Raw genomic sequence first — 13,310 nt, 5'->3', positions numbered from 1 at the left:
TTTTACAACTTTTATGATTGAAAGAGTCGAGTCAATTTTTCGGGCCAACCGAATTTTTATCTTTTTAGTCATCTTTCGCTGGTTATCCCTGGCGTCTGTATTGTTTACTTTCAATGAAACAGGAACATTGCTCCCGCCCTTATTGGTATTTACTCTTGCGTTATCAGTCAATTCAATCGTTTCTATTTTTAATCGCCCGCTAAATAAAATTGTTCTTGAATATCCCATATTGCTCAGCATAGACCTGTTCTTCTCGGCCTTCATCCTGGCTGTGAGCGGCGGTTCACATAGCGCATATTATTTGTACGCGCTTAGCCCATTATTGGCTGGCGCGTTCTTCTTTCAGGTGCGCGGTGCGCTGATCACATCCCTTGTCTTTACGCCGCTTTATATTTTCTCGAACACATTCAATTCGCAGCCATCCGACCCCATTCTGCTTGCCACTCAACTCGCGGGAATCTGGCTGCTGCCTCTTCTCTTTGCATATCCATCCACTTTGCTTAAATCCATTAATCGGGCCACTGATGAACTTTCCGCCGCGCACCGCCAATTGGAGATCATTCACGATCTCACGGTTTTGTTACAGGCTGCGCCAGATTTAATTTCTGTACAAGAACGCGTGCTCGGCGCGGTGACCACCGACCTGGGTTTTTCAAAAGCAGTCGTCGCATTGGTTGACCCCGCGCGCGAAGAACTTGGCGGCTGGATGGTGTATCCTGCTGAAGGATCATTCCCCCAGACAAAATCGCTTCCACTTAAATCCGAAAATGGTGAAGTCATCAAGGCTTTGCTCAACCGCAATAGCTTTATCAGCAACAAACAAATTCTTATTCAAGACCCCCAACTCAACAACTGGCTCGATCAAAGCGATTGGTTCATACTGCCTCTTTATTTGAGGGAACACCCCGTCGGCATTTTACTGGTCGAAGAATCTGGCCTCACCAAAGAGCGTGAATCTACACTGATGACGGTTGCGAATCAAGCTGCCCTGGCACTTGGTACCACCATCTTGTGCATTGACCGCGCCCGACGCCTGGCCGTCGAGACCGAACGCAACCGCATCGCACGTGACATTCACGATACCGTCGCGCAATCGCTCTTTGGCATTGTCTATTCCCTGGATGCTTGTATTACCATGCTGCCTCAACAAGCTGATGATGTAAAGCAGGAACTGATCGATTTGCGTTCATTAGCCAACACCGCACACGACGAAGTCCGCCGCTCCATCTTTGACCTGTGGCCCTCAGCGCTGACCATCGAACTCTTCATAGCAGATTTAACCAACTACGTCAGTAGTTGCTGCCGCCCGCGTTCGTTTAGTATCATCTTTAGCAATAACGGTGATTTCAATTCATTATCCTCTGGCATGAGAAGGACAGTCTATCGTATGGCTCAAGAGGCCCTGGCAAATTCTGCGCGGCATTCGGGCGCACAATCTGCGCGGCTATGTCTGACCGTTACAGACGATGAAGTCTATCTCGTTGTTTCAGATGAGGGCCGAGGCTTTGATCCATCCATTGCGTTGTCGCGCAGCGTTAACCGTGAGCATTTCGGTTTGCATGGAATCAAGGAACGCGCCCGCGCCATGGGCGGCGATTGCGAGATCGCATCGCAACTGAACGCAGGTGTGCGGATCATGATAAATCTGCCGATCAATGGAAACCATTAATTTAGAGTTTAGCAACGGGTTGCTGCACAAAAACAATTCGGACAGCTTGCTGTCCGACTCCAGAGTTTGGAATAGCCATGCCTGAATCCATTCGTATTCTGATCGTCGATGACCATGCCGTAGTCCGCAAGGGGTTGGCGATGGTGCTTCGTCTGGAATCAGACCTGGAGGTCGTAGGTGAAGCGGAAAATGGACGAGTCGGCTTGGAATCTGCGCGGAGTCTAAATCCAGATATCGTCCTGGTTGACTTGGTCATGCCTGAGATGGATGGTCAGGAAATGGCGCTTGCGTTGCGGAAGTCAAATCCAAAAATAAAAATAATGATGTTAACGGGCACCGAAGTGGATGATCGCGTTTTCGACTTGGTTGCGGCAGGGATTGAAGGATACGTGCTGAAGAATATCGAGCCTGGCGAGTTGGTGCGCGCGATCCGCGCGGTGGTTCATGGCGAGGCTTATTTACATCCCGATGTCATGAAAAAAGTTATGGCTCGGATGCAGCCCCAGCATACATCATCAATATCACTAACCCCGCGTGAACTCGAAGTGCTTGAATGGATGGCGACGCCCAATACCTATAAACAGATCGCCAGCCAGCTCACCGTAAGCGAAGAGACCATTCGCAGCCATGCCAAGAATATCCTGGAGAAAATGAAACAACCCAACCGTGCCCAAGCCGTGCTCCATGCCATGAAGACGGGGTTGATCAAATTGAACGGGCAATAAAATTCAGAGATAAATACTAAGCTCAAGATAGCACCTTAATAAGCCAGCAGAGATATTTGCCCCATGTACCCGAAGCGATAGCAAGTGGTATTTGGCGGAGTCCGCCCGAATGTGCCCACCCCCAGCGAACCAAACACCGACCTGGGCTACACGGGTCAACGCAACCTCGATGCAGATATTGGATTGATGGATTACAAGGCGAGGTTTTATTCGGCTTATATCAATCGATTCATTCAGCCAGATAGTCTGATACCCGATCCGGTAAACCCGCAGGCGTGGAATCGATATAGCTATGTTGTTAATAACCCCACAAATCATATTGATCCAACTGGGCATCAATATCAAGCTGTTATTATTCCTGCCACAGTCCTTGTTATTGGTGTTTTGGCCTTAGCTTATGTAGTTGGTACTCCTCCAGAAACAGTGCAAAGAGATATGCAAAATATCGGGTATGCAATAGATCGTTTTGGGAGAAACTTTAAGAATAACGCTGCTACAATCTCTGATAGCATAACGCATTTATCTGCTGATAAACTTGACCCGACAAAACCTGCCGAAAATGTATTGCCTGGTAGTCTGAAGAGAAAATTCCCTACTGGCTTACTTGGAAAGTCTCTGAATGAAATAGAAGAGGCACTTAAAAAGGCTACTGGCAAAGAAAAGTCGGATTTGAAAACTGCCAAAAAAATATTAGAACAAGTGAAAAGGTTGTTGCAAAAACCAAAATAGAGATAAAGAAAGAATGAGGAGTGAGAACTTATGTGGTACTCGGTAGAAGCTTTATTCCGCTGCGATGTTCAAGGCGAGTTGGATGATGTTTTGTATGATAAGAGGATTTTTCTAATCAATGTAAATGGTAATAAATCGGAAGCATCTAAGAAGGCTAAGAAACTAGCCTTATCCTCTGAAAATGTTTATGAAAACTTTGAAGGGGGTGATGTATCCTGGCGTTTGGTCAAGGTTTTGGAAGTTCAAGACCTTTGTGAAGAAGAACTGTACGATGGTGTGGAGGTTTTTTCCCGCTTAATGTGGGAAGGCGAAGCACAACAGATTCTTAATACCAAAACTATAACGCAAAAAAAGAATAAGCCGAAATAAGAGTTTAGCTTATTCAAAAACATTAAGCAGAAACTTATTCAACCGCGCCCAATCGCTCACGCCGCCATCATTGGCGGCGTTTTGTATTCTCTCCTCTCCGGAATGCAAATTAATTTGGGATTAACGATGTTTCTTATGGGGTGTGATTTGTTATATAATTTTACTATCGGGGAAACGATCTACAAGGCATCATCGTCTCATTGTAGTGCATGGCTTTTTCGTTGTTAAGCTTGGAGGCTGCCATGATCAATCACATTCTTGTACCTCTGGATTATTCCGCCCTGGCTGAGCATGTATTGCCGCATGTGACGGCCATCGCTCAGGTGATGAACGCACGCGTCACCCTGCTGCATGTGATGGAACATCTCCAGAATGGGGAGGGAATACCCACCATCGACCCGGTCGACTGGCATTTGCGCAAACGTAAATCGGAGAAGTACCTTGAGCAGGTGGCCGACCAGTTACAAAAGTCCGACCTGACCGTGGAATCTGCCATGCTCGAGGGCAGCCCGGCAGATTCCATCATCGAATTTGCCCGTAATAACAACGTCGACCTGATCGGCCTCAGCACGCATGGCCGCAGCGGGTTGAGCGGCTGGAACGTCAGCTCTGTGGTTCAGAAGATCCTATTGCGTTCTTATAAATCCATCCTGCTGGTGCGGGCCTACAAGCCCACAGGCACGGGGCCTTTGGGGGTTCACTACAAGCGCTTATTCATCGGGTTGGATTGTTCCCCGCGTGCCGAATACACCCTGCCGGTGGCCGTGAGCCTGGCACAATTTTACAAATCCCAACTGGTATTTGGAACGGTGATCGAAAAGCCGCAAACCATTCAGCGTTTTCCGCTTTCCAGTAAGGATGCAAAGCTCATCAATCAGCTCGTCGAAAAAAACCGCGAGGAGGCTGTTCACTATTTGGAACAGATTCTGACTCAATTTTCGCTAAAAGGCTTGGATCTAAAAACTGACATCGTGGTCGGTGACAATGCCATCAGCATCCTGCACGACATGGTGGAGGATGTCAATGCAGACCTGGTGCTGCTCTCTGCGCATGGTTATTCCGGCGAGAAGCGCTGGCCTTATGGGAGTGTGACCACCAGTTTTATTGCCTATGGCAACACGCCGCTCATGATCATGCAGGATCTTTCCGAAGATGAGATCCAGCAGACCTATGCCGAGCTGGCCGCCAAAGAAGGCAAAGGACATTGACCCATGCTGGATACAGTCAGAGCAGCCCAATCTGAACCTGCAACCACGCCCCGCGAAGATCAAGATGCACTGATCCGTGAGCTGGCTGGTAAGTTGGCCCCCAGCCGTCCGCGCCTCGGGACTTTCCCCATCCCCGGGCGGCTGAAGAATTTAATGGAATTCTATAAGTCCGCTTATCACCACTTTGATGAAGTCACGCGCACTCAGGTCTCCGTTTCCCATGCGGCAGAATGGCTGTTGGATAATTTCTATGTGATTGAACAGGCCGTCCGCCAGGTGGAGGAAGACCTGCCCGCCGATTACTACCTGCGCCTGCCCAAAACGCGCAATGGCTGGGCACGCATCTACATCCTCGCGCTGGCCATCACGCGCCAGAACGATGCGCGACTGGATGTTGAACAGATCAAAAATTCCATTCGGATATTTCAAAATATCACTCCGCTCAAGGTCGGCGAACTCTGGGCCTTGCCGTTGATGCTGCGCCTGGCCGTGATGGAAACCCTGGCAGAGGGACTCTCAGCCCTAACGAAATTAAAATGGGATGCCACGCCTCAGCCCGACCTCTGGCAGCGAAGCGACACTTCCGCCTCTGCCTACCCCCAGCCTGCTCCTGAGACGATAGTCGTTAACTGCATCCTCGACCTTCGTCTCTTAGCCACACAGGATTGGAAAACATTTTTCGAATCGACCAGTGTCATCGAAAACACCCTGCGTGATGACCCCGCCAAAATATACGCCCGCATGGATTTCGAGACCCGCAATCATTACCGCAGTGTGATCGAGGAATTAGCACGCGGCTCATCGGTGGATGAAACAAATATTGCCTTACAGGCCATTCAACTTGCACGAGCGGGTGAGTCAGCGCGTGAGATGCATGTTGGATATTATCTCATCGGCCCGGGCAGGGAAAAACTTGAAGCGCAAATTGCCTACCGCCCGCAGTTGGCTGGTTTTATCACACGCTTCATCAAGAATCATGCCACAGCCGCCTACCTTGGGAGCATCACCGCCTTAACCATTTTGCTTTCTTCCATTATCATTTCATATGCAATTATCGCCGGGGGGAATTTTGCCCAGGTCATTCTTTCGATCATTCTTGCGGTGCTTCCTGCCTCTGCCGTTGCGATTGAAATTGTCAATTGGCTGGTGGTGTCTACCATCTCACCGCGTACATTACCAAAGTTGGATTTTGAATCAGGCATTCCCTCCGAATTTGGGACTATGGTGGCGATCCCTGCCTTGTTAAGCATTGAGAAGGATGTGCCATTTCTAATTCGTCAGATTGAAAGTCACTACCTATCCAATCCCGACCCAAATATCCACTTCGCATTGCTGACCGATTTTGCGGATGCGCCTGAAAAATCGATGCCCGGTGATGAGCGGCCCTTGATGAGCGTCAAAGCTGCCATCGAAAAATTGAATAAGAAATATAGCAAGAAAGGTTACCGTCCCTTCTATTTATTCCATCGTGAGCGCATCTGGAATGCAGGCGAAGATTGCTGGATGGGCTGGGAACGCAAACGCGGCAAGCTGGAGGAATTCAATAAACTTATAAGAGGCGATGCTTCCACTACTTTTACGGTTCAAGTTGGCGATTTAAAAGTTTTGCCGACCGTCCGCTATGTGATCACATTGGATGCCGATACGCTATTGCCTCGCGACAGTGCACGCCGCCTTGTCGGCACACTGGCACACCCGTTGAACCGCGCTGAGTTTGATCCTGTATCAGGGGAGATAAAGGCCGGTTACACGGTACTCCAGCCTCGGGTCCAGGTCAGACCGGTGGTTGCAAATCAATCCCTGTTCACCCGCGTTTATTCCGGTGACTCGGTCATCGATCTATACTCGCGCGCAGTCTCCGATGTGTATCAGGATTTGTTCGGTGAGGGCAGTTATGTGGGCAAGGGTATTTATGAGGTGGATGCCTTCCAAAGCAGTCTGCAAGATCGTGTTCCGGAAAACCGTTTGCTGAGTCACGACCTGTTCGAAGGGATGCAGGGGCGCTGCGGCCTGGTGACCGATGTGATCTTATTCGAGGATTATCCGCCGCATTACCTGGCTTATACAGACCGTATGCATCGCTGGGTGCGCGGTGACTGGCAGCTTCTTCCGTGGCTCGCGAAGCAAGTGCCGCACCGCACCAAAGACACAGTGCCCAACACGCTCTCGCTGATCAACCGCTGGAAGATTTTTGATAACCTGCGCCGCAGTTTGGTAGAGCCTATAGTTCTGGCTTTGCTCATCAGCGGCTGGTTGTTATTGCCCGGCGTCAGCCTCATCTGGATAGCCTTTGCGCTTTCCCCATATTTGATTTCCATCCTCACCAACCTTATTTCAGAATTACGTCATCAGTTCTCCAGCGAATCTTCTACTAATATAGTGACTCGCCCGATCCGCCTGGCGGCGCTTCGCTCGCTTTTTGGAATTCTCTTCCTGCCTCACGAGGCCCTCATCATTCTGGATGCCATCGGGAGCACGCTCAGTCGCATGGTTGTGACCCACAAAAGAATGCTGCAATGGGTGACTGCCGCGCATACGGTTCGAGTGTTTGGTAAGGGCTTAAAGATCAAAGCTGCCTGGCAGGCAATGGTCATTGCGCCGCTCTTTGCCATTGCGTTGTCAACCTTGTTATTTTCCTGGTATCCGTGGAGCATGTTGCTGGCTGGGCCATTCCTGCTTGGCTGGGTCGTTTCACCTTATATTGCTGTGCGCATCGGTCGGGCTGATCCTCTTCCTGATAAAAGACTCACCCCCGCACAGGAGCGTAAACTCCGCCTGCTGGCGCGTTCCACCTGGCTTTATTTCGAACACTTCGTTGGCCCGGAAGACCGCTGGCTGCCGCCTGATCATTTTCAGGAAAGCCCGCGCGGATTGGTGGCGCATCATACCTCGCCGACCAATATAGGGATGATGCTGCTTGCCACACTTTCAGCGCACGACATGGGCTATATCGGTCCGCTCGAATTTTCATTGCGCGTACGAGATGCCTTCGACAGCATGGATACCCTCGAGCGCGTGCGTGGTCATTTTTTGAACTGGTACGACACACGCACCTTTGCTCCGCTCCCGCCTCGTTATATTTCCATGGTCGATAGCGGAAACCTGGCTGCCAGTTTGCTCATCCTATGCCAGGGATGTCGTGAAATTGCCCACGCTCCAGTTGTGCAATGGGATGGGCTGTTTGATACTCTCGACATGCTTTCAGACACACTAGACCAGACACAACTTGGCGGCGTTGCCAGTACGCTGCAGAATGCAATTGATGCGTTGTGCGCCCAGGTGATGACCCTCAGCGATGCCAGTCAGTTCTCACCAACTCTGTTGAATAAATTGCTCGAGGATAGCCGCGCCGAGTTGGAAAACATGTTATGGGAAGCGGTTCAAAATTCATGGGAGGAACCTGCCCCGGAAACACTGCGCAACCTTTCGGTCTGCATCGAGCGTTGGCGCTATCAGTTGAAGCACATCCGAATGGATCTGCAGGTGCTCGCTCCCTGGCTGTTGTCTTTGGCTGAAATGCCGCGTCTCACGGATCAGCTTGATATTAAACCCGAGCTTGCCTCTGCCTGGGCCGAACTGCAAACGACACTGTTATTGCAGCCTGAGCTTGGAAAAATCCCTGATATTTGCGAGCGCGCGGGAAGTACTCTTGAAAAAGTCACAGCACTATTGGATGAAAAGAATCAGGCCGCGCTGGATTGGTGCAGGTCACTTGCGAATGAATTTGAATCCGCCCGCAAGAATTCCGCCTCATTACTGAACGATTATGCTGTTCTTGTTTCGAGGGCCGATTCCTTCTTCCAGGCCATGAACTTCAACTTCCTGTACGATCCTCAGCGCCGCGTCTTCCACATCGGGTACAACGTTGAGTCTGGCCGACTCGATCCTAACTATTACGATCTGATGGCCTCCGAAGCGCGCATCGGCAGTCTGGTCGCCATCGCACGCGGGGATGTGCCGCAAAATCATTGGCTCTATCTTGCCCGCCCGTTGACTCAAGTCAACGGCACGCGCACCCTGCTCTCGTGGAGTGGCACGATGTTTGAATACCTCATGCCCACCTTGTTCGCAGAGAGTTATCCCAACACGCTTATGGATCAAAGCTGCCGCGCCGCCATCGAAGAACAGATTGAGTATGCCGATGAAATGAACATCCCCTGGGGCATCTCGGAGGCCAGTTACTACACATTTGATTCAGTCCAGGTTTATCAATACCAGGCATTCGGTGTTCCAAGCCTCGGGTACAAACGCGGCTTGTCTAAGAGTTTGGTGGTCGCACCTTATGCCTCCATGCTGGCCTTACCTTTCAATCCCCAGGCCGTGATGCAAAACATGGGATGGTTCGAGAGACTCAAGATGCGCGGCTTATATGGCTTCTACGAATCAGTCGATTTCACTTCTGAGCATTTAAAGACGGGCGAAGACCATGCCATTATCCGTTCCTTCATGGCTCATCATCAGGGGATGATCATGCTTTCGTTATGCAACTATCTGCTCGATAAACGCATGATACGCCGCTTCCATTCCGACCCGCGCATCGAGAGCGTTGAATTGCTGATGCAGGAACAAACTCCCATGAACGCGCCGACTGAATATCCGCGCCCTCAGCAAATGGATTCATCACGTGGAACCTACACCTCCATTCCACTCGATCCCTGGCGCGCCTCAGCGGATGCGCCCTATACCCAGGTACATTGTCTTTCGAATGGCAAATACAGCCTCTTGATCACTCCATCAGGCTCTGGATTCAGCCGTTGGGATGGGATCGAACTCACGCGCTGGCGGGCCGACCCCACCCTGGATGAATGGGGCAGTTGGATTTACGTCGAAGACCGCCTCAACGGACAGTTGTGGTCTGTAACACGCCAGCCGACTCTTACCTCTCCCAGCCGCAGCGATGTGAATTTCTTCCCTCATCGTGTGGAATTTGAACGGCAGGATGAAGATATCCTCCTGCGCACCACTGTGAATGTAGCTCCCACCGAGGATGTCGAAATTCGCCGCGTGACCATCACCAATTATGGCGGGCGCTCGCGCGTTTTTGCTTTCACCAGTTATGCGGAGGTCATTCTGGCGCAACAGGCAACCGACCAACATCATCCAGCCTTCAACAAACTATTTATTGAAAGTGAATTTCTGCAGAAAGAACAAGTGCTGCTCTTCCGCCGCCGTCCGCGCTCAGCCGATGAAAAACCCATTTATCTGGCTCACTTTTTCATCGGCAATGATGACAATGTAAAGCTGACAGGTTACGAGACCGATCGCGCACGATTCATGGGCCGCGGCGGAACATCGCGCCGTCCCTCAGTTTTTTCAGTTTCTGGTGAGGCCTCGGTTCTGCCCGGCACAACTGGCGCAACACTCGATCCTATTTGTGCCATGCAAGCCGAGATCAATCTGAAACCTTATCAATCGGCGCAGGTTGCTTTCATTACATTGGTAGGCTATTCGCGCAAAGATGTGATTGCGTTGGCGAATCAATATCGACACTGGTCACAGATCATGAAAGCGGTTAATGATTCAAGGATTCACACTGAAAAAGAATTAGTACAACTCGATCTCACCTCACAAAAAATTGAGCAAATCCAAAAGCTCCTTTCGCCTTTGCTGTATCCATCGCCCGCACTACGCGCCGAGTCAGCGGTGCTGACGGCCAATACCATCGGCCAGCCCGGTTTATGGACTTTTGGCATCTCAGGCGATTACCCAATTTTGCTGGCGCGCCTGAAACGCGAAGAGGATCTTGATCTGCTCGGCCAATTGTTACTAGCACATACCTATTGGCGCAAGCGCGGCCTGATGATAGACCTGGTCATCTTTAACCAGCGCGAGACAAGTTACGAACAGGATTTCCAAAGAAAGATTCACCGCTTATTGAGCCGCACCGGCAGTGATGCCTGGCTTAACAAACGCGGCGGGATATTTATTGTGCGTGAAGATCAGATGAATGAATCAGAACGGATTCTGCTCGCCTCAGTAGCCCGCGTCATACTGGACGGGGAGGCTGGTCCGCTGGAGCGGCAGTTATCCAAGCTGGATGTTGACCCCGTCCGCCTCCCGCGTTTTGTCCCAATCGAATCACTAACCCCTGAGCTTAATACCGTCCCTGAAATCCAACGTCCCACCAACCTGCATCATGACAACGGCTTGGGTGGCTTTAGCCCGGATGGACGTGAATACGTGATCTATCTCGAACCAAATCAATGGACGCCTGCTCCCTGGGTCAACGTGATCGCAACGCCTGAATTCGGATGTCTTGTTTCAGAATCGGGCATGGGCTGTACCTGGTCAGAAAACAGCGGAGAGAATCGCCTTACACCCTGGCGCAATGACCCATTAAGTGACCCGCCTTCCGAGGCGATCTACTTGCGTGATGAAGACACCGGTGCGATCTGGTCACCCACGCCTCTGCCCGCACGCGCGAATGCGCCGTACTTGATCCGTCACGGGGCGGGATATTCCATTTTCGAGCACGCAAGTCACGGCTTGGAACAGAACGTGCGCATCTTCGTCGCCCCGCATGACCCGCTCAAGATCATCCAGTTGAAATTACACAACACTACCAAACATATGCGCCGCATCAATGTGACCTATTATGCTGAATGGGTGCTGGGAACAGCGCATGAAAACACGGCTGCGTACATCGTGCCTGAATTTGCATCCGAACATTTTGCTTTACTGGCGCACAACAGATACAACCTGGACTTTGGACAGCGTGTCGCATTTTTAGCATCTACCCGTGAACCCAATGCAGTGACAGCTGACCGAACAGAGTTCCTCGGAAATCATGGCAGTTACACACGCCCTGCCGCGCTTGACCGTGTTGGCCTTACGCCGCATGTGCAGCCCGGCCCTGACCCATGCGCCGCAATGCAATTATTGCTCTGGCTGAAGCCCGGTGAAACAAAGGAAGTCACCTTCCTGTTTGGTGAAGGTGCAGACCGCGCCGATGCAGAGCGATTGATCGGGCAATATCAGAACATCCAAAATGTTGAAGCGGCATGGGGGGCTTTGGGCGAATTTTGGGATGAACTCCTTGGGCAAATTCAAGTGCGTACTCCAGACCCAGGCATGGACTTATTGCTGAACCGCTGGTTGTTGTATCAGTCACTATCCTGCCGCTTCTGGGGGCGCACCGCTTTTTATCAATCCAGCGGAGCGTATGGTTATCGCGACCAGTTGCAAGATGTAATGGGATTCATTCACGTGCGGCCTGAGTTGGTTCGTCATCACATCCTGGAAGCGGCCAGCCATCAATTTGAAGAAGGTGATGTGCTGCATTGGTGGCATCCCCCGGCAGGGCGGGGCATCCGCACGCGCTGCTCGGATAATTTGATCTGGCTGCCATACGTCACCGCATTTTATGTACATGCCACAGGTGACCGTTCCATTCTTGCCAAGAAGATTCCTTTCCTAAGCGCCGAGCCGCTCAAGCCAGGTGAGCACGAACGATATGGACAATTCCCATCTGTTCAGGATGGAACGTTGTATGAACACTGCTGCCGCGCTCTCTCCAAAGCCATGACCGCTGGCGCTCATGGAATTCCGTTGATCGGGGCGCACGATTGGAACGATGGCATGAACCGCGTCGGTGTGCAGGGAAACGGGGAAAGCATCTGGCTGGGATGGTTCCTGTCTTCTGCGTTGACCGACTTCGCTGAAGTTTGCGATTTGATGGGTGACCATAAGCGTGCAGACGATTATCGTGCGCAGGCAGTTCAGATCCATCAATCGCTCGAGTCAAACGGATGGGATGGTGAATGGTATCTGCGCGCATTTTATGACGATGGTTCACCGCTCGGTTCAGCCTCCAATAATGAATGCAAGATTGACTCCATTGCTCAATCCTGGGCGGTCATATCCGGCGGTGCGGATTCCGCTCATGCCAGCCGCGCCATGGAGTCGGTTTATCAACAGCTTGTCCACTTTGATGATGAGTTGATCCTGCTATTCGCTCCACCCTTTGTACGTACCGCGCGCGACCCTGGCTATATCAAAGGTTATCCGCCGGGCATCCGTGAAAACGGCGCACAATATACCCATGCCGCGTTGTGGGCGATCTGGGCTTTCGCTCAACTGGGTGAGGGTAATCGCGCGGAGGAATTGTTCCGCCTGATCAACCCGATCTATCATGCCGATACGCCCGAAAAGATGAACCGCTATCGTGTTGAGCCATATGTTGTGGCAGCAGATGTGTATAGTATGCCCCCTCATACCGGGCGAGGCGGCTGGACCTGGTACACCGGTTCGGCTAGTTGGATGTACCGCCTTGGCGTTGAGATGATGTTAGGTGTAACTCGTGCCGCAGATCATTTAGCAATCAACCCCTGCATTTCTAAAGATTGGCATACTTACGAAATTGATTATCGCCTGGATAACACAACCTATCACATCCGCGTGCAGAATCCGCGAGGTGTGAACCGCGGAGTCAGCCAGATCGTTATGGATGGCAGCAAATTACCCGATGCGAAAATTCCACTTTTCAATGACGGCCAGGTACACGAGATCGTGGTGATGCTGGGTTGATCCATGCTCAAAGCGGAGTGAATTCATTACACTAGCGGTAGCGGTCAACAAAGGATATGGAATCGTGTCATGCTGAGTGCCGCT

General features: G+C 51.1%; 6 protein-coding genes. All 6 read left to right on the top strand.

Going from position 1 to position 13,310, the window contains the following annotated elements; translation table 11 throughout:
- Positions 1-1,669: GAF domain-containing sensor histidine kinase (locus AC14M5_RS03530; protein WP_484028251.1), on the top strand; the 1,669-nt coding region annotated here is incomplete at its 5' end.
- 77 nt (positions 1,670-1,746) lie between these two features.
- Complete coding sequence (locus tag AC14M5_RS03525; RefSeq protein WP_484028250.1) at positions 1,747-2,394, top strand: response regulator; 648 nt, start codon at positions 1,747-1,749, stop codon at positions 2,392-2,394.
- A 111-nt stretch (positions 2,395-2,505) separates the two neighbouring features.
- Positions 2,506-3,123 carry an RHS repeat-associated core domain-containing protein gene (locus AC14M5_RS03520; RefSeq protein WP_484028249.1) on the top strand — a complete coding sequence of 206 codons (618 nt, stop codon included), beginning with the start codon at positions 2,506-2,508 and terminating at the stop codon, positions 3,121-3,123.
- 30 nt (positions 3,124-3,153) lie between these two features.
- Positions 3,154-3,492 carry a DUF4288 domain-containing protein gene (locus AC14M5_RS03515; RefSeq protein WP_484028248.1) on the top strand — a complete coding sequence of 113 codons (339 nt, stop codon included), beginning with the start codon at positions 3,154-3,156 and terminating at the stop codon, positions 3,490-3,492.
- A gap of 242 nt (positions 3,493-3,734) precedes the next feature.
- The gene (locus AC14M5_RS03510) at positions 3,735-4,700 is read left to right on the top strand and encodes a universal stress protein (RefSeq protein ID WP_484028247.1); all 966 of its coding nucleotides are present in this window, start codon (positions 3,735-3,737) and stop codon (positions 4,698-4,700) included.
- A gap of 3 nt (positions 4,701-4,703) precedes the next feature.
- Positions 4,704-13,226, top strand: coding sequence for a GH36-type glycosyl hydrolase domain-containing protein (locus tag AC14M5_RS03505; RefSeq protein ID WP_484028246.1), 8,523 nt, complete (start codon positions 4,704-4,706; stop codon positions 13,224-13,226).
- The last annotated feature ends 84 nt before the right edge of the window (positions 13,227-13,310 follow it).

It is taken from the genome of Candidatus Villigracilis sp. (assembly GCF_057083605.1).
The sequence above is the reverse complement of the archived record's forward strand: the minus strand, read 5'-3'. Positions and strand labels throughout refer to the sequence as shown.